The following is a 23,118-nucleotide window of genomic DNA, read 5'->3' as shown; positions in this document are numbered from 1 at the left end:
CCAAAAAAGGCGGGCGACCGGTCGTAACCGGTCGCCCGCCTCTTTTGCGTCCCGGGGTGGTCAGAAGCCCAGGGAGTTGAGGGAGGACTTGAGCGCCTCCGCGGAGTTCTTGAGCTGCTGGATCTCGCCGTCGGACATGGGCACGGGCAGCTGCTGCAGGACACCCGCGCGGCCGACCACGGAGGGCACGGAGAGCGCCACTCCGCTGATGCCCTGGTAGTCGTCCAGGATGGTGGAGACGGGCATGACCGCGTGGTGGTCGGCCAGAATGGCCTGGCAGATGGAGCCACCCGCCATACCGATCGCGTAGTTGGTGGCGCCCTTGCCCGCGATCACGGAGTACGCGGCGTGCATGACCTCGTCGGCGATCTTCTCCCGGACCTCTTGCGGGAAGGCCAGTTCCCCGTTCTCCCCCCGCCAGTCGACCAGGGGCACGGTGCCGATGTTGGCGATGGACCACAGCGGGAACTCGGTGTCACCGTGCTCGCCGACGATCATGGCGTGCACCGAGGTCGGGGAAACACCGGCTTCCTCGGCCAGGCGCAGGCGAAGGCGGGAGGTGTCCAGAACCGTGCCCGAGGACATGACCCGTTCCTTTGGCAGGCCCGAGAGTTCGCGGAACACGCTGGTCAGCACGTCACACGGGTTGGTGACCAGAACGTAGATGGCATCCGGAGCGGCTTCGAGCAGTTTGGGCGTCAGGGCACGCAGAATGTCCACGTTGGCCCCGGCCAGCTCCAGGCGCGGCTGTCCCGGCTTCTGCTTGGCGCCGGCGGTGATGACCACGATGTCCGACCCGTTGAGGATGGAGACGTCATCCGATCCCGTGACAACGGTGGACGGAGAGAACATGGCACCGTGGGACAGGTCGGCGGCCTCCGCGCGGACCTTGTCCCCAGCGACGTCGTAGATCGCGATCTCGCGGGCGATGCCGCGGATCTGGCAGAAGTAGGCCAAGGACGAGCCCACGGCACCGGCGCCGACGATGCCGATCTTGGAGCGTCGATCGGACTGCGTGCCCGTGGACCAGCTGGACGGTGCGGTTGCTACGGCATTCGGCTCGGACATCAGGTCCCCTTCGTTGAGGTCGAGGTCGTCGGCTCGTGTGCCGACATCGCGGGCTTTCCACCCGACGCGCATCAGTTTCCAACAACATCGCAACGGGCGGCAAGGTATTGCCGCCCGTTGCCGATATTTCCCCAATCATTTCCTTGGGTTCATGTGAGGTTGGTTGCGAATCAGCAGTGGTAGGTGTCCGTGGGTGCCTCGAAATGGACGTCATAGCCCTGCGGAACGGACAGCCCGAAGGCCTGCGCCAGCCCCAGGATCTTGTTGGCGCGGGCCACCCTCGGCAGGTCGGACCCGTTGCGGATCTCCCCGCCCGCGGCGGTGAACTCGGTGAGGAATTCGCTGGCCCAGGTCATCTCCTGGAGCGACGGGGACAGGCCTTCGTTGACGGTCGCGGCCTGTTCCGGCATCAGGCACAGCTTGCCGGTCATACCGAACTCGGCGGTCACGGCGGCGGCCTCGGCCAGCTTGGCCCCGAGCGCCCCGACCGACGGGCCGTCGATGGGTCCGGGAAGGTTGGCCGCGCGGGAGGCGATCGTGAACTGCGAGCGCGTGTACGCCAGGGTCAGCGGGTTGTCCCCGAAGCCCGTGTCCCGCCGGTAGTCGCCCAGACCGAAGCCCAGGCGGTAGGTGGAGCGGGCGGCGGCGATCGACGGCAGCGCCTGGACACCCCGTGCGGTTTCCACCAGGGCGACGATCTTCACGTCCTGCAAGGCTTCTGCGGTTCGGGTCACGTGCTCGGGGCTTTCGACCATGGCGAGCATGACGCCGTCGAGCCCCGGGACGCCCGCGAGTGCTGCCAGGTCCTCGGCCCACCACGGTGTGCCGAAGCCGTTGATGCGCACCCATCCGCGGCGCCGGTGGCCGGACTCGTCCAGACCGGAGAGCCAGTCGACCACGGCCTGCCGGGCCTGGTCCTTGCCCGCCGGCGCCACGGAGTCCTCGATGTCGTAGACGACGACATCGGCGTCGCTGGCCGCTGCGGGTGCGAAGCGGTCGGGCTGTGCCCCGTTGACCAGGAGCCAGGAGCGGGCGAGTTCCGGGCCGATCGCGGGACGGGTGGGAGCCTGCCCGGTTGCTTGGGTGTCGGTCTCGGTCCAGGTGGGGGTTTCGGTGGCTGTTGCGCTCATGTCGATCGTTCCTTCGTGTTGGGGCTCGAGTCCGTGAGCCCGTTGTGAGCTCCGCCGGGTGACCTTCGATCCCCTCGGCCATCCGACCGTCATCGGCCGGGGTGCCAACGGCCCGTGACGGGCAAGCGGTGGCGGGCGTGAACCCGTTCGAGGGGAGCGCCGGATCATCCGGCCGGAGAGAGAAACCTCAGGGTCTGAGCACTGTCCGTGGGCGTGCTCCCGGACCCGGGAGGTTCTGCCCCGCGAGGCCCGGAATCCGCGAGTGTGCGGACGAGCCTGCCTGACGCCGAGGCGCTGCCGTGAGAACCAATCCGATGCGTGAACTCACCGCGGGGCTTGCAAACGATGGGGACTACACTACCCCAGAAACAGTGACCCAGACCACATTCATCCAACCGCCGGACCGGCGGAGGGATCACATGCGGGACTTCGTTCGCGCCGTGGCCGGGGCCGACCACGGGTCCTCGGGCCAGGGGTGTTTGGGATAGCGGCCTCGCATCTCAGCCCGGACCTGGGCGTACGGCCCCTCCCAAAAGGACCGGAGGTCCGCGGTGATGGCCAGTTCCCGGCCGGCCGGGGAGAGCAAGTGGAACAGGACGGGGACACGGCCATTGAGGACCCCCGGCGATTCCGCGAGCCCGAAGCACTCCTGCAGCTTCACGCGGACCACGGGCTGATCGCCGTCCCAGTGCACGCGGTGGGACGCCCCGGAGGGAACCTGGATCCGTTCGGGCACGAGTTCCTCGAACCGCGTGGCCTCCGGCCAGGGCAGGAGGCGGCGCAGTGCGCTCTGCAGGTCAATGCGGGACACACTCGCGCCGCGGGCCACGGCTGCGATCTCCGGGGCCAGCCATTCGTCCAGCCGTGCGGTGAGGCTCTGGTCGTCCACCGCGGGCCAGGGGTCCCCGAGATGCTTGTGTGCTGCCGCAAGGCGGGCCCGTAGCTGCGCGGTCCCGTCCGACCAGGGCAGGACGTCCAGGCCCTGGGTACGCAGCGCCGTTCGAATGGCGGGTTGGGCCTGTTCCGGGTCGGGCCTGACCGGGGTGCTCGAGAGTTCGATGGCGCCCACGGCCTTGACGCGGCGTGCCGTGGCCTTGCCGTCGGCGAAGCGCACTCTGACCTCGTCCACGACCAGGGACCCACCGACGGCGACGGCGACCTCTTGGGTCAGCGGTGCAGCCGACCGGATCATGGCACCCGTCCCGGCCGCGGCTCTGCCCGTTGCCCGGGAGACCTCGGCCACCGCGAGCCAGTCATGGTGGCGCAGCGCCGAATCGCTCGGCAGGCCCGCCCTGGTCCCGCCCGCGAACAGGTAGGAGTCCCCGTCCCTGCGCGCGATCCATTCGGGGCGAGCCAGGGCGACGACGGCGGCGTCCGGGTTCGTCGCCAGTGCCTCTGCGGCCGCCGCGTCGAGCGGACGGACGGACGCGTCCTGGTCATCGAACCGGCCACTCAGTCGTGCCAACCGGTCCGCTTCACGCCGCCAGGCTCGGGCATCGCCCGCGCCGCGTGTCCTCCCGGCGTCACTCCTCCGTAGGTGGGTGAGCAGACCGGTCAGGTCCCCACCCGTGGGACGGTGGTCGCTGGCCAGGACCGCCACCACCTCGGCCGCGGTCCGTCGACCCACCAGGTGGGCGCCGTCGAGCAGCGCTCGGGCCGACCGCGGGTCCGCGGGTACCCCAGCCAGCCTGTGGCCCAGAGGGGTCGCGCGACCGTCGTCGTCGACCGCACCCAGGCCTCGCAGGGCCCCCTCGGCTTCCCGTGCGGCCCGTTCCGGCAAGGGATCGGGCAAGCTCAACCCGACGCCGCGCGGCGTGCCCCACACGGCCAGCGTCAACATCGCGTCCGTCAGGTCACCCGTGGCGATCTCGGGAGCCGACTGTTCGGGCATGGCCGCCCACGTACGCTCGTCATGGCAGCGGACCACCTGCCCCGGCCCCAAGCGGGCGGCGCGTCCCGCACGTTGGTCCGCCGAGGCCTTGGACGCCGCGACCGTGACCAGCCCGGACATGCCGCGCACCGTGTCTCGCCGAGGCACCCGCGACAATCCGGAATCCACGACCATCCGCACGCCGGGCACCGTCAAGGAGGACTCGGCCAGTGCCGTGGACACGACGATTCGCGCTCGTTCGTTCGGTCCGCGGCCGGACACCGCGCGGTCCTGGGAGCGCGAGTCGATCCGCCCGTGCAGTTCGAGAACCTCCACGGCCTCCGCGTCCACGGTTGCGCGGATCCGTTCGGCCACCCGGGCGACCTCCCAGGCACCCGGGAGGAACACGAGAACATCCGAATCACCGAGCCCGCCCCCGGCCCCTCGCCTGGCCCTGACCGTCGTGTCCGCGACGTGATCCAGGAAGCCTCGGGTCACGCCCCGTTCGTCGATCCGGGGCCCGTCGTACGGGGCCCACCGGGTCTCCAAGGGGTGCAGTACGGAAGGGCAGGTCACGACGGCGGCCGGTTCCCCGGCGTCGTCGGGCAGGGATGCCGCGAAGCGGTCCGTGTCCAGCGTGGCCGACATGACCACGAGTTTGAGTTCCGGTCTCAGTTGCCGGACTTCGGCCAACATGCCGAGCAGGAGGTCGGTGTCCAGGCTGCGTTCGTGGACCTCGTCCAGGACCACCGCGGAGATTCCCGGGAGGTCGGGGTCCGCCAGAGCGCGGAGCAGCAGGATCCCGGGGGTCACGAACTCGACCACCGTGGCCGACCCGGTTTCCCGCTGACCGCGGACCGTGAACCCCACCCGGTCCCCCACCGCGGTTGCGCTGAGGTGCGCCAGCCGGGAGGCCGCGGCGCGAGCCGCCACGCGCCGCGGCTGCGTCACGACGACGCGCCCCGGCAGGTTCGCGCCCGCGGTGTCCGTATGGGCGCTGCCCAGCAGGTTGGCCACCAGGGGCGGGAGGTAGGTCGTCTTGCCGGTTCCGGGTGGCGCCTGGACGATCACGGCTCCATTGCCCAACACCCTGCCGAACTCCTCCGCAATCGCGGTCACGGGCAGGCCCGCACCGATGCGGGCGAGGTCGAAGGGCAGGGGAAGGTCGGTCACGGGTTCAGTGTGGCAGGCGACTGTCGCAAGGCTTGCACGACCTCGGCCGCGATGCGCCCGACGGCGGCGTGGGCAAGTGGCTGCTCCTGAGCTGCACGCGCCGACCGGGTCAAGACGCTGATCACCACTGGGGACTCACCGGGGTGAGTGACCACTCCAGCTTCATGTCGGTACGGGCCCCACGTGCCGGTCTTACCCGCCACCTCCACGCCGTCATAGGCGAATCCGCTGGCCAATCGATGCCGGAAGAGTTGCTGGCCGAGGGTCACACGCAACCAGTTGCACCACGTCGGATTCGCTATCTCATCAGTCCAGATGCGTTGCAGAATTCCTCGCAGGTCGGCGGCTGTGGCCAGACTGAAGAGCTTGACGTCGAATTCTCCGGCACTCATGTCGGGGCGCTGCTCTGCCCAGATGTCATGGTCGCGCCCCGGCCAACCGTCAGTGACCAACTCCTGTGGTTCAGCGATTCGTGTTGCCCGCAGTCCCCACCGGGCGATGGTTTCCCCCACGAGGTCCTCGCCCAGGTCTCTCCAGATGAACTGGGCAGCCGCATTGTCGGACACGGTCAACATCGAACGGACCAGGTCGCGATAACTCACCTCCACCGGGTCCTCAAAAAGGCTGAAGCCGGTAGGACCTGGGGCCATCTGCGGCCCGTGTACGACGATCCTGCGGAGGGGGTTCACCTCTTGGCGGGCGATGGCTTCGATCCATACGGCAGCCAGCACGAGTTTGTACGTCGATGCCGCCACCCACACCGTGTCCGCTCGGACTTCGAATGTTGTCCCCGACCCGGTGTGCAGCGCACTGACTGCAAACTCAACTGAGGCGTCGTCGGCGATTGCTTCCAAGGTGGCCCGCAGCCAATTCATTGGTCGCCTCCAAAAGCCGTTTCAAAGGCCTGGACCCACCCACCATCGGCATCAATCGAGGGGTGCGCGATGAGTTGAAACCTCAGACCCAGGAGACTTCGGTCGATCATGCGCGGTTCACAGCCTGGAAGTTCGCCGCCCAACGTGAGCGCACAACCGCCACGTGCCACGACGTCATGAGCCTCCACCGCGTTCTCCACCGGCACGCTACGGGCGATGACACCTGCTTGCCGTAATCGATCCTGGACTTCTTGTGCCTGCGCCGGGTTCCACGCTCTCGGTGCGACGGCAATTTCACTGACAACCGCACTGCGTAGTTCACCGGCAGTGCGGATCGGTTCTCCGCCGGATTGTGCCCACAACGTGGCGGTCGCCGGGAACGAGGACAAAGGCTTCACACCGGGCATCAGCACCGGAGAGACGACGACACCAACAGCCAGGGTCCCGGACCGAACATCACTCACGATTTGAGCGCTGGAATTCTGCCGGCCCGTGACGGGTTGTAGCGCCCGCAGGAGCATGGATGCCGCCAGCCCGGGAACCTCGTGTGCGAGACCCATCGCCGGAACTGCGTGTTGACCGACAGCGATGAACTCCGCCTCGGCTCGCAGGAGAGAGCGCGCCCTCATGAGCGCAGCCTGACCTTCAGGCGTCAGCGAAACGCCACCGGCGGAACGGTTGAAAACCCGGCACCCGACCTCAACCTCAAGTGTCCGAATGGCTTGAGAAAGCGCCGGTTGGGAGATCCCCAACACCTCAGCGGCCTGCCCGAAGTGCATGGTTTCACTCAGTGTCACGAAGTAGCTGGCCAGGCGGAGGCGGTTCAGAGCCACGATTGCCTCTCATAAGACATAGCTTATTGAAAACACCACATTATCAGTATGGACGCATCTTCCGTGGGTTCATACATTCGCTGCATGAACCCCGCCCCGAACTCGATTCACATGACCCGCCGCCATCTCCTGACCCTGACCGCACTGGGAGCAGGAGCATCTTCCATCACTGTGCTGAGTGGCTGCGGGTCTGGCGCCCAACGCGGGGCGAAAGACGCCGCCCAGAAGCTCGCCAACGGCCTGCAAGCCGCCGATGCCACAGATGTCCCGCTGACCCCTGCCCCCACAGACCCATCCGCGTTCTTCTCGCTAAGGATGGTCGGGGAAATGCGGCCCAGGGTCACGGTGGCAAACGTGGATGTTCAGGACACCAAGGCCACGGCCAATCTGAAGTTCGACTGGGACTCGCTCGACCCTGATCAGATCTGGAGCTACACCTCGTCAGCTGACCTGGCCCAAGACGATTCAGGCGCGTGGAACGTGCAGTGGAGTGACGCGATCGTCCACCCAGACCTCCAGGACGGCCAGGGACTCGCACTCGAACTCATCCCCGGCGAGCGCTCGGGGATTCTGGGCAATGACGATGTCCCGATCGTTTCGAATCAAGAGGTGCATGTACTGGGCATCAACAAGGCCGATCTGTCCCCGGAGGATGCCGAGACCTCAGCGCGAGAACTGGCTGAGGTCGTGGACATCCCGGTGCAGGAATACCAGGAAAAGGTTCACGCATACGGAGATGAGGCATTCGTAGAAGCCATCACCCTGCGCCGGTCAGACTTCTTGAAGCTGGACGGTCGCCGGGCCGGAGCAATTGACGGGTATGAGGTGCAGACCCGCACGATGCCGCTTGCAGTCACGAAAGGCTTCGCGGGGGCCCTCATTGGCTCAGTCCGAACTCCCACCGCCGAGGACCTGGAAACGGCGGGTGATGAACTCGACGGCGTTGATTGGATCGGCTCAGGTGGACTCCAAGAAGCCTTCGACGATCGACTACGTGCCGTGAACAGATTGCGGGTCACCGTGTCTCAACTGGATGGAGCACGCACTCCCCCAAGGCTGGAAGCATTATGGGAACAGTCCGCCGCACCGGACTCCCCACTCCGAACGACTTTGGATGTCCCGCTGCAGCGCGCCGCGGAGGAGATCATTGCCAACACCGACAGTCCAAGTGCACTCGTGGCGGTGAGAGTTTCCACGGGTGACGTGTTGGTGGCCGCCTGCGGACCCGACGACAACGCTTATCCGACGGCAACTCTCGGCCAATACGCACCGGGGTCGACTTTCAAGATTGCGACGTCGCTGGCTCTTCTGCGCAAGGGCTTGACGGAGGATTCCACCGTTCACTGCACCGAGAACATTTCCGTGGACGGCCGCAGTTTCAACAACGCGGGGACCTACCTGTCCGACCATTTAGGTGACATTTCCCTGAAGGAGGCCATCGCGCAAAGCTGTAACACAGCGCTGATCGATCGGCATGAGGAAGTCAGTCAGGACGACCTGGCCGATGCCGGTGCAGCCCTCGGCATCGGCGCTGAATGGGACTTGGGCATCCCCGCCTACTCGGGCAACATCCCCCGGGACGAAACAGGTACCGAACACGCGGCCTCCATGATCGGACAGGGCAAGGTGCAGACGTCTCCGCTGGCCATGGCTATTTTTGCTGCCAGTGTGGCGGCTGGCGAGACGGTCACACCCCAGCTGCTCCCTGAGGACAAACCGGCCAAGAGCGTGTCTACGGACTTCACGTCAGCGGAGGCTGCCCAACTGCGAAGCCTGATGCGCGCCGTCGTGACCGAGGGGCATTTGCAAGACCTGGACGCCCATCCTGGCGGTGAAGTCATCGGCAAGACCGGCACGGCCGAATTCGGAGAAGCGGACCCTGATCGAGGTGGGTTCCCTCGCACGCATTCCTGGGTGATCGCTGCGCAGGCCGATCTTGCCTTCTCGGTTTTCGTCGAGGACGGCGACTACGGCTCCGTCACGGGCGCTCCTCTGGCCAAGAAATTCCTCGACGCGGTTCAGTCCGTTGGCCAGACATCGTCCGGTGCCTAGCCCAACACCAGTTGCCGACGAAGCCCGACGGCCGACCAAGGCCACAGGTCACCTGGTGGCCCCTGCACCACCCACCAACTCCACCTAGACTCGACGCCGTGACCGACGCAGCTCAGAACCCGCACAACCCGCTCCCGGAGAAGATCTCCGAGACCTTCGATCCGACGCAGTGGCGCACAGTGGATGGTTTCGAAGACCTCGTGGACATGACCTACCACCGCGGCGTCGCGCGTACCGCGGACGGCACGGTCGAACGCGACCTCCCGTGGGTCCGGATCGCCTTCGACCGCCCCGAGGTGCGCAATGCCTTCCGCCCCGGCACAGTGGACGAGCTGTACCGCGTGCTGGACCACGCGCGTATGTCCTCCGACGTCGGAGCGGTCCTGCTCACCGGCAACGGCCCCTCCGCCAAGGACGGCGGCTGGGCCTTCTGCTCCGGCGGGGACCAGCGCATCCGCGGGCGCGACGGGTACCACTACGCCGAAGGCGAGACGGCGGAGTCCATCGATCCCGCACGCGCCGGGCGATTGCACATCCTGGAGGTCCAGCGCCTGATCCGTACCATGCCCAAGCCGGTCATCGCGCTGGTCAACGGGTGGGCGGCCGGCGGCGGGCACTCGCTGCACGTCGTGTGCGACCTGACCCTGGCCTCCCGTGAGCACGGAAAGTTCAAGCAGACGGACGCCACGGTCGGTTCCTTCGACGCCGGGTACGGCTCGGCTCTGCTGGCCCGCCAGGTGGGGCAGAAGTTTGCGCGGGAGATCTTCTTCCTGGCCCGCGAGTACTCGGCCGAGGACATGTTCCGCATGGGCGCGGTCAACGAGGTGGTCGACCACGCCGACCTGGAGAACGTGGGCATCGAGTGGGCTGCCATGATCTGCCGCCAGTCCCCGCAAGCCATCCGCATGCTGAAATACGCCTTCAACCTGCCCGACGACGGCATGGTCGGCCAGCAGGTCTTTGCCGGTGAGGCCACCCGCATGGGGTACATGACCGACGAGGCCGTCGAGGGGCGGGACGCGTTCCTGGGCAAGCGGGACCCGGACTGGTCGGCCTTCCCGTACTACTTCTAAGCCGTGTCGGTCCCCGAACGGTTCTCGCCCGGCACTTTCTCGCCCGAGCCCGCACAGGCCCCGGCCTCCACGGCGCTGCCCGCCGACACCCTGATCCTCGACGGACCGGATTCCGTGACCGCCCTGGGGGGCCCGGCAGGGCTTCTGACCGCGCTGCAGCGGGTTCTGGACCGGCCGGGTCCGGCCGTCGTCGTCGCCACCTCGGGCAGCACAGGACGCCCCAAACGCACCGTGCTCAGCACCGAGTCCCTGAGAGCTTCGGCCGACGCAACCGCTGAGCACACGGGCGGGCCAGGACAGTGGCTGCTGTGCCTCCCATCGCATTACGTGGCCGGCGTTCAGGTGCTGGTGCGGTCGGCCCTGGCGGACACCGAACCCGTGATCATGACCGGAGACCACTTCACCGTGGAACGGTTCGTGGCAGCCGGCTCGCAGCTCACCCATCCCACGCGGTACGTGTCCCTGGTCCCCACCCAGCTCCAACGCCTGATGTCCGCGGCCACCGAGAACGCAACCGACCAGGCCGTGGCACAGGCGTTGCGGTCCTTCACCGCCATCCTGCTGGGCGGTTCGGCGGCCTCTCCCGCGCTCTTGGAACAGGCACGGGAACTCGGGGCACGCGTGGTGACCACGTACGGCATGTCCGAGACGGCGGGGGGCTGCGTGTACGACGGCGCCCCGCTCCCCGGGGTACGGGTTCACCTGGAACAGGGCGACCAGAGCGAACCCGGCCGCATCTGGCTGGGCGGGGACGTGGTCACGGACGGGTACCTGGACGACCCGGACCAGACCGCGCGCCACGTCTTCACCGACGGGGACGGCACGCGCTGGTACCGGACGGATGACCTCGGTGAACTCGCCACGGATGGTTCTAGCAAGGTCCTGCGCGTGATCAGCCGAGCCGACGACGTCATCGTCACGGGTGGGGTCAAAGTCTCCGCCGGCGTGGTCCGGACGGTCCTGGTGAAAGACCCTCGGGTCCAGGACGCCGTCGTCGTCGCGCTGCCTGACGAGGTGTGGGGGCAGCGGATCGTGGCCCTGGTGGTGCCCCGCACCGCCGGGGACGGGCAGGCCCTGGAACGGGAACTGTCGACGGCGGTCCGCGACGCCGCGGGGGCGGCTGCGGTTCCCAAGGACTGGCGCACGCGCCACGAGATTCCGCTGTTGGCCACGGGCAAGCCCGATCTGGCCGCCGTCCGGTCCCTGTTCGCGTGAGATCCGCAGTTTCGCGGGGTCTCACCGGGTTCGTGAAAGAATGACGCGGTCCCCCGCGCCACCGCGCGCCAGGTCAGCGGATCCGTTGGCCGGCCGACGCACACCAGGTCCGCACCCTCACGTCAGGAAGGTCACCCGTGGCAACTGCCGCCCAGTGGATTGAAGGCGCACGCCTGCGCACATTGCCCATGGCGCTGGCCCCGATCATCGCGGGCACCGCCGCTGCGCAGTCCATGCACGGGGCCAATCTCAGGTTGGCACTGCTGGCGTTCCTGGTCGCGCTGTTCCTGCAAGTCGGGGTCAACTACGCCAACGACTACTCGGACGGCATCAAGGGCACCGACGACGACCGCGTGGGCCCCCTGCGCCTGGTGGGCTCCAAGGCGGCAACCCCGCGCCAGGTTCTGACCGCCGCGCTCGGGTGCTTTGCCGCCGCCGCAGTGGCCGGGGCCGCCCTGATCATCCTGTCCCAGCAGTGGTGGTTCATCGTCATCGGCATCTCGGCGGTGTTCGCCGCCTGGGGTTACACCGGGGGCAAGCGGCCCTACGGGTACCGCGGTTGGGGCGACGTGGCGGTGTTCATCTACTTCGGTCTGGTCGCCGTCCTGGGGACCACGCTGACCCAGGCCGGCGAGCTGAACCTGGACGCCTGGATCGCGGCGGTGGCAACGGGGCTGTTCGCCTGCGCGCTGCTCATGGCCAACAACATCCGCGACATCCCCGGCGACCTAGAGGTGGGCAAACGAACCCTGGCCGTTCGCTTGGGCGACCACCGCGCTCGCGTGGTCTTCGCCGCCGAGGTGGGCTTGGCCTTCGCTCTGCACCTGTTCCTGGTGCCGTTCAACGGGTGGATGCTCCTGGTCCTGCTCGCCGCGCCGATCGCCGTGGTCGCTGCCCGGACCGTGCTGTTCGCCAAGGACCGGAAGGCCCTGATTCCCGTGCTCAAGCAGTGCGGAATCCTGAACCTGGTGTGGTCCCTGTTGTTCCTGTTGGCGGTCCTGCTGCGTCAGTGGGTCTGAGGCCCGGAAGCTGTGGTTGAGCCGGGCTCAGTCCGAGCTTCGGCCCGTCCTGTTGCCCCGGAAATCAGTCTGCTAGGGGTGATGCCCGGAGGTATTGATTCCGCGCGCGGCGGTTAGTAGTTCCATCGCCTTCTAACCGCGTCCAGGACCTGGCTCGTTTCCCGACCGGACGTGACGACTGCTACTTCTCCAGCTCGATCCGTGTCTCCGTGCACTGGTATCCGGCACGGTTGAAGGCCAAAGCCATAGGCGTGTTCACGGCATCGGTGGTGCCCGTGATGCACAGGGCCCCCTCACGGACGTGGAAGTGGGTGATGTAGGCGAGGAGGTCGTTCACATATCCATGCCCCCGGTGTTCAGGCAGGATCGCGAGATATCCGACGTTGCGGTTGGTCGGGGTCGCGGATGGGATAGCGACGCCGACAACGTTGCCTGCCAGGTCGTAGGCGACGCGCCACCAGTCGCGGTCGCCAGGACAGGAACGGTAGTAGTCAACCTCACCCCGGGCCAAGGTCAGGGGATCCGTAACCGCCAGCTCGCGGCGAGTCATGACGTCCAGTGATCCCTGCGCGGCTCGGGCGAACATCTCGACGAAGGTGCTGTCGTCTGCAGGCTCGAAGCGCAAGCGGTGCGGCTCGGGAGGCATCGAGGAGCCTGCGTCCCACTGAAACTGGCGGCGTTCGTTGGAGCGGGCGAGTCCTCCGGCTGCAGCTGCCGCGGTTTTCACCGCGACATCGCGTCGAATGAGCTCATCATCGCGCCAGGTCGTCGGGATGCGCATCGTGTGCTGCAGTGGCACGTCGACTCCGGCGTCAGCGAGCAAGGCGTGGCCACGAGTCAGGAGATCGTTGAGGATCGTCGTCGCCTCGGGGTGGTCGCAGCGTGCGTCCCACACGTCGAGAGCTATCGGGGTTTGACCGTCTCGGCTCCACCACATCGCGCGTCCAACGATCATGTCGTCGTCGAGCGCGAGGACCGACCACTCTGGGCGTAGGCGCTTCGCGCCAATTTCAGCCTCGATCTCGACGGGCGTCATGCCCACACCCGGAACGGTGGGCATGACCGCGGCATCGAGGAGCGAGGGTGCGGTGGGTTGCATGAATCTCATGGCCACATAGTTCAAGTAGTTTCAACCAATCACAGGAGTCAGGAGTTTGATTCGGTCCGTGACTGGGAGGATTCAGAACCACCACGCGTGTCCGTGACCGGATCGTCGGTCGAGTCCACGTAGGCGTCCTCGATCTCCGCGTCCTCGTCGCGCAGTGATTCACGGCGGATCTTGGGAGACCGGGAGATCCGGCGGTGGAAGTCCTGAGAGGCCGCGATGTGCAGCTTGGGGAAGAAGATGTAGCACACCGCAAAAGCGATGATGATCGCCGCGGCACCGGCGAACAGGATGCCGAGGCGCAGGTACAGTCCCGCCACGAAAACGACGACGAGCAGACCCAGACGCAGGACGGAGTACTTCAGGAAGTTCACCCGAGCAGTCTAGAGCCGGTACCTGAAGGCGAGCCGGAGGCCCTGTGCCGAACCGGTCAGGCGTCACCCACCGTCCGCAACGGCCAACGGTCCTGCCACGCCTGCGGATCCTGCGCCAGGAGAGAGACCTCTTCCGGGAAATGCCCGGTCAGCACGTCCTCGATGCTGACCTCGTCCAGCACCCGCCGCAACGCCGCCCGAACAGCGACCCAGACCACCGGGAGATGCGCAGCGGGACCGGAGTAGGTCGTGTCCGAAGGGCGCATGCCGCGGACACCCGTGAGCGGTCCGTCCATGGTGCGAATGACTCCGCCGATCATGATCTGGTCGGCCGCGACGGCCAGACGGTAGCCGCCCGCGGCACCGCGCTTGCTGCTCACCAGTCCCCCACGGCGCAGCTGGCCCATGATCACTTCCAAGAACTTGGCGGGCAGTTCCTGCCGCCGTGCAAGTTCCGCCGCCGGGACCGCGTCCGTACCCGCTTGATGAGCTTCCGCGAGCATCAGCAGCGCTCGAATCGCGTATTCCGATCGCGCTGAAATCTCCATGTGACGATTGTTTCACGATCTTTGACTCCCCCCTGGTGCCGCTGAAAAGCTCCACTTCACCGAATCCCGATCGAAGTGATGGGAATTGTCGGGAACCCACTCCATTCGTGACGTAGGAGGTGCCCTGTGCGCACATTGATCTTGATCGCCTTGGTCGGTCTTGCCGCGCAACTCGTGGACGGCGGCTTGGGCATGGCCTACGGCGTGACCACGTCAACGCTCCTGCTGGCCGTCGGAGCCAACCCTGCGGCGGCGTCGGCCACGGTGCACCTCGCCGAGGTGGGAACCACTCTGGCCTCCGGTTTGTCGCACTGGAAGTTCGGCAACGTGGACTGGCGCGTGGTGGCCAAGATCGGCATCCCCGGGGCCGTGGGTGGCTTCCTGGGTGCAACGGCCCTGTCGAGCGTCGACGCGTCCGTGGCCCGGCCCGTCATGAGCACCGTCCTGCTGGTGCTGGGGATCTACATCGTCTACCGCTTCACGTTCCGTGGGCTGCGGAAGGAGCGGCTGGGACACAAGATCCCCGCCAAGTTCTTGTCCCCGCTGGGGTTGTTCGCCGGCTTCATCGACGCCACCGGCGGTGGGGGCTGGGGCCCAGTGGGCACCCCCGCCCTGCTCGCCGACGGCAGGCTGGAACCACGCAAGGTGGTGGGCTCGGTCAACACCGCCGAGTTCATGGTGACGGTGGCTGCCTCCCTGGGCTTCCTGCTCCATCTGGGTGGGCAAGGCATTGAGTTCGCCTGGGTCGCAGCGCTGCTGCTGGGTGGCGTGATCGCGGCCCCCATTGCTGCCGCTGTCGTTCGTCACGTTCCCGCCCGCGTACTAGGGCCTGCCGTGGGTGGTCTGATCGTGTTGACCAACCTGCGCACGGTGCTCTCTGTCGAGGCGCTGCAGGTACCCGAGCCCCTGGGTCGGGCCCTGCTGCTCCTGGTGGTTGCCGGGTGGATCGCAGCCGTGGTCCACACCACCCGCCTGCACCGCGCCGAGCGTAATGCAGTGAGCACCCCCAGGACGGCGGAGGAGCCGGAACACCTTCCCGTTGCGTGACCCATATGCTGGATACATGATCCGAGCAATTGCAATCATCGGCGCCGCGGCGCTGGCGGTCGGCGTGATCATCTATTCGTTCTTCGACTGCTTGCGGTCGGACCCCCGTGACATCCGGGGCATCGGTCGGGGTCCCTGGATCGCAGTCATCCTTCTGCTCCCCGTCATCGGCGGCATCCTGTGGCTGGCCTTCGGCCGTCCCCGCTACACCTCAGCCGGATCCGAACCGGCCCGTGGGCGCGGGCCCGACGACGACCCCGCGTTCCTCCGGGAGATCGACGAGAAGCGTCGGGCGCAACGCGCAGAAGCTGAACTGGCCGAGTGGGAACGTCAACAACGTGGTGTCCGGGATCCGAACGGCGCACCGTCCTCCGAGAACCCCGAGACGGGCCCCGACACCGACGGTGGCCCTGACGGGCCCGATGACCATGACCCGCGATCCGACCGGGACGACAATCACGAATAGGGTGTCCCCTCGTGAACCCACCCCATAGCCTGGAAATGCGGAGACGCCTGGAAGGGACTACAGAGAAGCAGGTTCGCCATGACACGCACGTACGTCATCACCGGGTCGGGCTCAGGGATCGGAGCGGCTACAGCGGCCCTCGCGCGCGACGCCGGTGCCACCGTCGTCGGGGTCGATCTGAAGAACGCCGAGGTCACGGCTGACCTCTCCACCGCCGACGGGCGTCGTACGGCAGCCACGGCCGCCGTCGAAGCGCCCGGGGGCGCGGTGGACGCGGTGATCGCCTGCGCCGGGATTTCAGCACCCACACCGGTCACCGCGGGCCGCCGTCGTCTCGTCGATGTCGTCCCTGCAGCCCAACGCTCCGCATCTGGTCGACGCTTTGTTGTCCGGCACCGAAGCCGAGGCGATGGAGATCGCGGAACAGCTGTCCATGGATGCTCAGACCGGCAACCTGATCTACGCGTCGAGCAAGAGGGCGATCTCCCGGTGGGTCAGGATGCGTTCGGTCTCCCCCGAATGGGCAGGGGCGGGGATTCCGCTCAACGCCGTCGCCCCGGGGATCGTGACCACCCCCATGACCTCCGATCTGCTGAGCACACCGGAATCCGTGGCTTTCCTGGACGCCGTGGTGCCCATGCCGTTGAACTACCACCAGCCGCCGGAGTCGATCGCCAACCTGCTGATCTGGCTCACCTCACCGCAGAACACGCACTGCGCGGGTCAGACGATTTACTGCGACGGCGGCAGTGACGTCGTGCTGCGCGGCGAGGACGCGTGGGGTTGGGCGGATGCCCGCGTGGGCGAGTACTTCCAGCGGATCGCGTCCGTCAGCCCCGCAGCCGAGGAGGACACGGCACCGTAGGACTCAGCACGCCGTGGTGAGCACGCTGTGCGGCTCACAGCCCCGCGTAGGAGTGCAGGCCATCGAACAGCGTGTTCACCACGAAGTAGTTGAACAGGATGCAGAGGAAGCCGACGATCGACAGCCAGGCCGAGCGGTTTCCGGTCCAGCCGCGGGTGGCGCGCGCGTGCAGGTAGGCCGCGTAGACCACCCAAATCACGAACGTCCACACTTCCTTGGGGTCCCAGCCCCAGTAACGGCCCCAGGCGTCGCGGGCCCAGATGGCCCCGGCTGCCAGGGTGAAGGTCCAGAACACGAACCCCACGCTGTTGAGCCGGTAGGAGAAGTTCTCCAGCGCCTGGGCTGAGGGCACGAGCTTGAGGAACGCCCAGCCGTTGCCCTCCCCCGCGAGGATGCGCCGTTCCCGGCGGTCCTGGAGCAGCTGGAGAACGGCCAGGGCGAAGGTGATGGCGAAGATCCCTGATGCGGCCACGGCGATCGACACGTGGATGATCAGCCAGTAGGACTGCAGGGCCGGCTGCAACGGGGACACCGGCATGGGGTAGGCGATCGTCGCGGCCGTCAGGAGCAGGGTGACTAGCCCGGAGATCAGCACCCCGACGAAGCGGAGGTCCTTGAGGGCCAGCATGATCAGGTACACCGCGGTGATGAGCAGAGCGCCGCTGGTGGTGTATTCGTACATGTTGGACCACGGCACCCGGTGGGCCGCAATGGCCCGCATGATGACCGCAGCCAGGTGCACCCCGAAGGCCAGAACCATGAGGACCACGGCCACGCGGGCTGCGGGGCGACGCTCGTCGGCGTCGGAGTACGCCATGGAGGAACTGGCCACTTGGCCTCTGAGCGCGTCGGCCGTGTTGGAACGCCACCCGGCGCGTGAACCGGAGCCCGCGTCATTCCGGTCGTCGCGGGGCTGCGTTCCCCTGGCGGCCGCGCCGTCCTTGTCCCACTCGTCGGCCTCCGTTCCACCCGCGGAACCACCGGCGGTGGCACCCACAAGGGCTTCGGAACGACGGGCGGGGGCGCTGTCCCGCTGTTCGGCCTCCTTGAGCGTCTTCGAGTGGGCCGCCATGTCCCAGGCAAAGGCGATGAAGACGAACATGTAGGCGATCGCGGCCAGGAGCATGAACAGCTCGGACCACGTACCCAAGGCGGTGTTGACGGAGCTCATGGCGGTCATTCTCTCACTTTCACGCGGTCACCGGGCCCGGTGCCGACGATCATTCGGCGGCAGCGGGCTGACGTGCGGCGGCAGTGGTGACGGCCTCTGAGTCGCGCACACCGATCTGCTCCCACTCCCCCGTGAACAGATCCGCCAAGGCGTTGTCCTCGGCGACCAGCCGCGGGTCCTCGCCGCGGGCCAGCAGACCGTACTGCAGGAGCACGCGGGGGCCGTCGGCGGTCTCGACCGTGTTGACCCGGACCCAGGCACGGCGTCGCACGATGAACAGGGACATGATCAGACCCAGGAAGGCCAGGCAGAAGGAGATGAAAACGCCACGGGTTCCGGGGTCGTAGTTCAGATCGAGTCCCACGTAGCGCACGGTGTCCAGGTATTCGACGGTTCCCAGGCCGTTGGGCAGTTCCGCCTTGGGGTTGGACTCGGACAACGTGATCGGCCCGCCCTCGGTCATGGGAGAGGCCACCTCGTCCAGGTTGTTGACGTCCAGGACGTAGACGTTCTGCGGGGTCCCGTCGTCCAGGCCGAGGTCGCCGCTGTAGACGGAAAGCACCAGGGCAGGGTTCCCCAGATCGGGGTCCGCGGAGGTCAACTGGCCGGTCTCCTCGTCCGTCCACGCCGTCGGGAGGAAGGTTCCGGAGAAGCCGAGCTGCTCGGGTTCGGCGTCCGGGACCTTGAGCGTGAACGCGGAGATGTTGGAGGTGTCCTCGGGGACCGTGACCACGGGGCCCTCGTAGGCCACGTTGCCCTCCCCGTCGGTCACGCGCACCACCGGCGAGTAACCGTTGCCGATCAGGTAGGCATTCACGCCGTCGATCTCCACGGGCCTGTTGACGCTGAGCACTTCCTGCCGCGCCCGTTCACCGGGCGAGTCCGTGATGGAGACGTCGGCCTCGTAGTGCAACGGCACCCCGAAGTTCTCGGGGTCCGTGGTGTCCCTGTTGTACTCGACGTTGAAGTCATCCACCCGAATGGTGAACGGCTCCAGCCAGTCCGCGTTGTAGTTCGATCCCGGGGTAAAGGAGTCGTAGCTGATCAGGGAGTTGGCGAAGGTGTCCCCCACGGTCAGGATCTTCTGACCCTTGAACCCGAACATGGACCCATAGGCCGCGAACACCAAGATCCCCACCAAGGCCAGGTGGAAGAGGATGTTGCCGACCTCCTTCCACATGCCCCGTTCGGCCCCGACCGACGGCGCCGTGGTCCCCAGGTCCCGCACGTGGACCCGGTACCGACGCTTCTTCAGGATCTGGGCGGCACGTTCGATGACTTCTTCGGGATCGGGTGCCGGGGCCCCGTCACGGCCGCCGAGTTCCAGGGAGCGAGAGACGGGAAGTCGCTGCAGCCGAGCCGGAGTCCGCGGCGGCTCCGCGCGCCAGGCCTGCCAGTGCTTACGGGCCCGGGGGATCACACACCCCACCAGGGAGATGAACAGGAGCAGGTAGATCGCGGAGAACCAGACGGAGGAGAAGACGTCGAAGAACTGGAGCTTGTCCAGGATCGGGCCGGTGGTCGGATTGGCTTCGATGTACGCATTGACCGCGCTGGGGTCCTGGACGCGCTGCGGGAAGACCGAGCCCGGCACCGCTGCGACGGCGAGCAACAGGAGCAGGAAGAGCGCCGTGTTCATGCGGGTCAGCTGGGACCACGCCCAGCGCAGCATGCCCCACACACCCAGTGCGGGGACGGCCACCTCCGACGATGCCTTCTGCTTGTCTTTTCGTCTCACGTCACTCCTGCGCGCCATCAACGCGTTGCTCCGTTCGTGGGCCGGTCTCCCAGGGGCTTGTTACTCGGGGTTTGTTGCTGCGGGTCCGCATCAGATCACCGGCACGAAGTCTTGCACCAACTCGGACTGGAACCAGGACACGAACTGCGTCCACACCCCGGTCATGAGCAGGAGCCCGATCACGATCAGCATGAAACCACCGATCCGCTGCAGCAGCAGTCGGTGCTTGCGCAGATAGGACAGGACCCCCATGCCACGCCGGAAGGCCAGGGCCATCAGCAGGAAGGGGACACCCAGCCCCACGCAGTAGGCCAGGGTCAACACGGTGGCCTTGCCGACGGAGGCGCCGCCGCTGTAGGCCAGCATCTGCACCGCGGCAAAGGTCGGTCCGATGCACGGGGCCCAGCCCAGACCGAACGTGACCCCGAGCAGCGGGGCACCCCACAGGCCGGGCGGCGGTTTCCGGTGGATCTTGCGTTCCCGCTGCAGCATTCCCACGCCGCCCATGAACACCACGCCCATGAGCACGACCAGGGCGCCCAGAAGGACCATGATCCAGTTCTGTCCCCGCAGCCACGGCAACGCACCCAGTTGGGCGAGCACCACGGACATGAGCACGAACACCGCCGTGAACCCGGCGATGAACAGTGCGACGCCGGTAAACATCCGCCCGCGCTTCTGCTCCTGCAGGTCCACGCCCGTCAGCCCCGTGACGTACCCCAGGTACCCGGGAACCAAGGGCAGGACGCACGGCGAGGCGAAGGAGACCAGCCCGGCCAGCAGTGCCACGGGGAAGGCGACCCACAGGGACCCGTCCAGGACCAAGGAGGCGAAGTGGTTGCCTTCGATCACGCCTTCACCACGTCGTCCAGCAAGGCCTTCAGGATGGACGGCTCTGCGATGCCCAGGATGCGGGAGGCCACCCGCCCTTCCGAGTCCAGGACCACCGTGGTGGGAACGGCCTGGGGCGGGACGAACTCCGAGAGGGCGAGCAGGACGCCGCCGTCGCGGTCCTCGAAGGAGGCGTACGGGATCTCGAATGTGCGCTCGAATGCCTCGGCCGTGGCCTTCTCGTCACGGACGTTGACTCCGTAGAACGCCACCTGGTCCTTGCGCTCCCCGGCCATCTCCACCAGATCGGGAGCCTCTTTGCGGCAGGGGGCGCACCCGGCGTACCAGAAGTTCAGCAGGGCCGGTTTGCCGCGCAGGGACTCGGAGCTGACTTCCGTGCCGTCGAAGAGCTTGCCGCTGAACTCCACGGGCTCACCGCGCTCCGACTCGGCGTACTCCGTCACGGATCCGTCCCCGGCGATGTACCCGGTGTCTCCCCCGGCGTTGGCCTGCTCGGCCAGCGACTCCTCCTGCGGCCCGCAGGCTGCCAGGACCAGGGCGCTCAGTCCGGCTCCGGAGGCCGCCAGAACCGCTCTACGCGACAGGGCGCGGGGCGCGCGGGAGTCATCCGTGGGAGGGGTTGTCGGACGGGTCACTGAGAAATCACCTGGTGAATCGACGGACGACGCGGCGTCGGCCGCACGTGGACGGGAGGTTACTTGCGTGAATCGCGGCAGGGGCATCATAACCCGGGAAGCTGGTTGACCCCTGGGTACAGGTGCGCGGCGGGCTCGCTGTAGACCACCCGCGGACGCAGCCCCGCGTTGACGTCGTCGAACACGAGGGAGGTCAAGGAGGCCAGATTGCACTCGCGGGCCCGGGGGTCGTGCGGCAGGAACTTGCCCTCCGCCGAACGGCGCGCCATCCAGATGGGCAGCTGATGCGACACCAGTACCGCCTCGGCACCGTCGCCGCCGATTTCCACGGCACGGCGACCGGCGTCGACGACGACGTCGGCCATGCGCGCCACCTGTTGCCGGTACGGCTCGCCCCAGGACGGGCGGAACGGGTTGATCATGTGGGGCCAGTGCGACATCTTGGAGAGCTGACCGCGATCCACGTGCAGCCCCTCGAAGTGGTTGCGCGGTTCGATCAGGCGTTCGTCGGGATGGACCTCGAGGTCCAGCGCAGAGGCCACCGGGGCGGCCGTTTCCAGCGTCCGGGTCAGCGGTGATGAGGCCAGGTACACCAGGCGGGCGCCGTGCTCACGGCGTTGTGCCAGCGCGGCGGCTGCTTCCTCCGCCATCTTGTGCCCCAGTTCCGAGAGGTGGAACTCCGGCAGACGTCCGTAGACGATGCGGTCCGGGTTGTGCACCTGCCCGTGGCGCAGGAGATGCACGGTCACGGAGGCGGCCGATGCGGGAGTCGGGTTCGCTGAAGGCATGTGGGCCATTGTCCCAGACACGGCCCGGCTGCCCGAATCCGGCCCGGACGGGGCCAGCTGCCCCTGGACGTATCGTGGGTCACATGACTGATACCTACGCCAAGTACCAGCGCCTGAGCGGATCCCGCTGGGGGAAGCGGCTCTTCAGCCTGGCCTATGCCCAGTTCGCCCCGTATTTCTGGACGGTCCGACCCAACGTGCGTGAAGTCCGACCGAACTACGCGGAGCTCAGCATCCGAAAGCGCCGGGCGGTGCACAACCACATCGGGACCTTCCACGTGATCGCGGTGGCCAACGGGTTGGAGGCGGCGATGGGACTGCTGGCCGAGGCAACCGTGCCCGATCACAAACGCTGGATCCCCCGCGGCATGGAACTCACCTACCCGGCTAAAGCGACCACGGACCTGCTGTGCGTGGCCGAATCCGATCCCGCCGCCTGGGAGGTCGGCGGAGACGTGCCCGTAAGGGTGCGGGCGTTGCGCACGGACGGCACGGTGGTGGTCGAAGGCACGATCATGCTGTACGTTTCGGACAAGCCGAAGAAGTGAGCGAGCGGGCGGGTCGGCCCTGTGTGGATCGGCCCCGTGTGGATCAGCGCTGAGTGGATCAGTGCAGGGCTTCGTCAGCCCCGGTCGGATGACCCGGGTGCGATGTCGGTCTCCCCGCCCGTGCGCTCGCGCAGCAACCGGGTCAGGCGGCGCGGGTCGATCTGCCAGAAGTCCCGCTGCACGCCGTCGACCAGCAGTACCGGGACCTCCACGGACCACCGGTCACGTTCAGGACCCTCCGGTACCTCCGCGAGCGGCAGTTCCGCCCAGTCGATGCCGAACGGTTCGGCCACGCGCTCCACGACCCGCAAGCCCTCCGCGCACAGGTGACACCCCGGCGTCGTGACGACCTGAACGGGGACGGAACCGATGGGCGACGGGCTGGCCGGCTGAGGAGCGGAGGTCATGGCGAGAATCCTAGTGAAGCGGATCGGTCGGCCTGAACAGCAAAGCCGCGGGCGGTGCCTCCCATGTAGGAGGCACCGCCCGCGGCTTTGACCGGGATCAACCGGGGGTGCGCGGGTCCGGATCGGCCCGCGCCCAAGATCACTTCTTGTTGCGGCGCTGGTGGCGGGTCTTGCGAAGCAGCTTGCGGTGCTTCTTCTTGGACATACGCTTGCGGCGCTTCTTGATGACGGAGCCCATAGACGTTCCTCACTTGTGTCTCGACGGC

At 67.2% G+C, this 23,118-nt stretch carries 23 protein-coding genes; 8 read left to right on the top strand and 15 right to left on the bottom strand.

What is annotated here, in order from left to right; genetic code table 11:
* Positions 1 to 60: 60 nt before the first annotated feature.
* From GWK18_RS03530 to GWK18_RS03510, 5 genes are all read right to left on the bottom strand, one after another.
* Positions 61 to 1,068, bottom strand: a complete 1,008-nt coding sequence (locus GWK18_RS03530; protein WP_123823448.1) for an L-lactate dehydrogenase — start codon at positions 1,066 to 1,068, stop codon at positions 61 to 63.
* A gap of 170 nt (positions 1,069 to 1,238) precedes the next feature.
* Positions 1,239 to 2,198: a CoA ester lyase gene (locus tag GWK18_RS03525; RefSeq protein ID WP_123823449.1), complete on the bottom strand. Its 960-nt coding sequence runs from the start codon at positions 2,196 to 2,198 to the stop codon at positions 1,239 to 1,241.
* 415 nt (positions 2,199 to 2,613) lie between these two features.
* Entirely contained in the window at positions 2,614 to 5,241 is a 2,628-nt protein-coding gene (gene hrpB, locus GWK18_RS03520) for an ATP-dependent helicase HrpB (RefSeq protein ID WP_166833255.1), read from the bottom strand.
* Entirely contained in the window at positions 5,238 to 6,116 is an 879-nt protein-coding gene (locus GWK18_RS03515) for a serine hydrolase (RefSeq protein WP_123823451.1), read from the bottom strand. Before GWK18_RS03515 ends, hrpB begins: the two co-directional genes overlap by 4 nt.
* Positions 6,113 to 6,949 (bottom strand): LysR family transcriptional regulator, encoded by an 837-nt coding sequence (locus tag GWK18_RS03510; RefSeq protein ID WP_123823452.1) that lies wholly within the window; start codon positions 6,947 to 6,949, stop codon positions 6,113 to 6,115. Before GWK18_RS03510 ends, GWK18_RS03515 begins: the two co-directional genes overlap by 4 nt.
* Before the next feature lie 84 nt (positions 6,950 to 7,033).
* Here GWK18_RS03510 and GWK18_RS03505 point away from each other — a divergent pair, with 84 nt between their 5' ends.
* The 4 genes from GWK18_RS03505 (at position 7,034) to GWK18_RS03490 (ending at position 12,308) form a co-directional block, all read left to right on the top strand.
* Positions 7,034 to 9,001, top strand: a complete 1,968-nt coding sequence (locus tag GWK18_RS03505) for a penicillin-binding transpeptidase domain-containing protein (protein WP_166833253.1) — start codon at positions 7,034 to 7,036, stop codon at positions 8,999 to 9,001.
* A gap of 98 nt (positions 9,002 to 9,099) precedes the next feature.
* Complete coding sequence (locus tag GWK18_RS03500) at positions 9,100 to 10,074, top strand: 1,4-dihydroxy-2-naphthoyl-CoA synthase (protein WP_166833251.1); 975 nt, start codon at positions 9,100 to 9,102, stop codon at positions 10,072 to 10,074.
* 3 nt (positions 10,075 to 10,077) lie between these two features.
* On the top strand, positions 10,078 to 11,289 hold the full coding sequence (locus tag GWK18_RS03495; protein WP_123823455.1) for an AMP-binding protein: 1,212 nt from the start codon (positions 10,078 to 10,080) through the stop codon (positions 11,287 to 11,289).
* Positions 11,290 to 11,426: 137 nt separating this feature from the next.
* On the top strand, positions 11,427 to 12,308 hold the full coding sequence (locus GWK18_RS03490; protein WP_123823456.1) for a 1,4-dihydroxy-2-naphthoate polyprenyltransferase: 882 nt from the start codon (positions 11,427 to 11,429) through the stop codon (positions 12,306 to 12,308).
* Positions 12,309 to 12,489: 181 nt separating this feature from the next.
* On the opposite strand, the gene GWK18_RS03485 is transcribed toward GWK18_RS03490, so the two are convergent.
* From GWK18_RS03485 to GWK18_RS03475, 3 genes are all read right to left on the bottom strand, one after another.
* On the bottom strand, positions 12,490 to 13,344 hold the full coding sequence (locus GWK18_RS03485; RefSeq protein ID WP_166833249.1) for a GNAT family N-acetyltransferase: 855 nt from the start codon (positions 13,342 to 13,344) through the stop codon (positions 12,490 to 12,492).
* Between the two features lie 110 nt (positions 13,345 to 13,454).
* Entirely contained in the window at positions 13,455 to 13,787 is a 333-nt protein-coding gene (locus GWK18_RS03480; protein ID WP_123823457.1) for a DUF4229 domain-containing protein, read from the bottom strand.
* A 56-nt stretch (positions 13,788 to 13,843) separates the two neighbouring features.
* Positions 13,844 to 14,335 (bottom strand): Rrf2 family transcriptional regulator, encoded by a 492-nt coding sequence (locus tag GWK18_RS03475; protein WP_123823458.1) that lies wholly within the window; start codon positions 14,333 to 14,335, stop codon positions 13,844 to 13,846.
* Positions 14,336 to 14,461: 126 nt separating this feature from the next.
* Here GWK18_RS03475 and GWK18_RS03470 point away from each other — a divergent pair, with 126 nt between their 5' ends.
* The 3 genes from GWK18_RS03470 (at position 14,462) to GWK18_RS03460 (ending at position 16,713) form a co-directional block, all read left to right on the top strand.
* The gene (locus GWK18_RS03470; RefSeq protein WP_123823459.1) at positions 14,462 to 15,382 is read left to right on the top strand and encodes a sulfite exporter TauE/SafE family protein; all 921 of its coding nucleotides are present in this window, start codon (positions 14,462 to 14,464) and stop codon (positions 15,380 to 15,382) included.
* 16 nt (positions 15,383 to 15,398) lie between these two features.
* A complete protein-coding gene (locus GWK18_RS03465; RefSeq protein ID WP_123823460.1) occupies positions 15,399 to 15,848 on the top strand; it encodes a PLD nuclease N-terminal domain-containing protein in 450 nt (149 codons plus the stop codon).
* A 340-nt stretch (positions 15,849 to 16,188) separates the two neighbouring features.
* The gene (locus tag GWK18_RS03460; RefSeq protein WP_325049514.1) at positions 16,189 to 16,713 is read left to right on the top strand and encodes an SDR family oxidoreductase; all 525 of its coding nucleotides are present in this window, start codon (positions 16,189 to 16,191) and stop codon (positions 16,711 to 16,713) included.
* A 34-nt stretch (positions 16,714 to 16,747) separates the two neighbouring features.
* Here the strand turns inward: GWK18_RS03460 and ccsB are convergent, their stop codons facing one another.
* The 5 genes from ccsB to GWK18_RS03435 form a co-directional block, all read right to left on the bottom strand.
* Positions 16,748 to 17,884: a c-type cytochrome biogenesis protein CcsB gene (gene ccsB / locus GWK18_RS03455; protein ID WP_233568567.1), complete on the bottom strand. Its 1,137-nt coding sequence runs from the start codon at positions 17,882 to 17,884 to the stop codon at positions 16,748 to 16,750.
* A 49-nt stretch (positions 17,885 to 17,933) separates the two neighbouring features.
* Positions 17,934 to 19,622 (bottom strand): cytochrome c biogenesis protein ResB, encoded by a 1,689-nt coding sequence (locus tag GWK18_RS03450; protein WP_233568568.1) that lies wholly within the window; start codon positions 19,620 to 19,622, stop codon positions 17,934 to 17,936.
* A 90-nt stretch (positions 19,623 to 19,712) separates the two neighbouring features.
* The gene (locus GWK18_RS03445; RefSeq protein WP_166833376.1) at positions 19,713 to 20,471 is read right to left on the bottom strand and encodes a cytochrome c biogenesis protein CcdA; all 759 of its coding nucleotides are present in this window, start codon (positions 20,469 to 20,471) and stop codon (positions 19,713 to 19,715) included.
* Positions 20,471 to 21,109 (bottom strand): TlpA family protein disulfide reductase, encoded by a 639-nt coding sequence (locus GWK18_RS03440; RefSeq protein ID WP_233568569.1) that lies wholly within the window; start codon positions 21,107 to 21,109, stop codon positions 20,471 to 20,473. Before GWK18_RS03440 ends, GWK18_RS03445 begins: the two co-directional genes overlap by 1 nt.
* Positions 21,110 to 21,195: 86 nt before the next feature.
* The gene (locus GWK18_RS03435; RefSeq protein WP_123823463.1) at positions 21,196 to 21,897 is read right to left on the bottom strand and encodes a histidine phosphatase family protein; all 702 of its coding nucleotides are present in this window, start codon (positions 21,895 to 21,897) and stop codon (positions 21,196 to 21,198) included.
* Positions 21,898 to 21,980: 83 nt separating this feature from the next.
* On the opposite strand from GWK18_RS03435, the gene GWK18_RS03430 reads away from it, so the two are divergent.
* Positions 21,981 to 22,445 (top strand): hotdog fold domain-containing protein, encoded by a 465-nt coding sequence (locus tag GWK18_RS03430; protein ID WP_123823464.1) that lies wholly within the window; start codon positions 21,981 to 21,983, stop codon positions 22,443 to 22,445.
* A gap of 74 nt (positions 22,446 to 22,519) precedes the next feature.
* On the opposite strand, the gene GWK18_RS03425 is transcribed toward GWK18_RS03430, so the two are convergent.
* The gene (locus tag GWK18_RS03425) at positions 22,520 to 22,852 is read right to left on the bottom strand and encodes a glutaredoxin family protein (protein ID WP_123823465.1); all 333 of its coding nucleotides are present in this window, start codon (positions 22,850 to 22,852) and stop codon (positions 22,520 to 22,522) included.
* 139 nt (positions 22,853 to 22,991) lie between these two features.
* Positions 22,992 to 23,090, bottom strand: coding sequence for an AURKAIP1/COX24 domain-containing protein (locus GWK18_RS03420; RefSeq protein ID WP_005504750.1), 99 nt, complete (start codon positions 23,088 to 23,090; stop codon positions 22,992 to 22,994).
* Positions 23,091 to 23,118: the final 28 nt, after the last annotated feature.

The organism is Kocuria sp. JC486, from assembly GCF_011602805.1.
Classification (GTDB): domain Bacteria; phylum Actinomycetota; class Actinomycetes; order Actinomycetales; family Micrococcaceae; genus Kocuria; species Kocuria soli.
The sequence above is the reverse complement of the archived record's forward strand: the minus strand, read 5'-3'. Positions and strand labels throughout refer to the sequence as shown.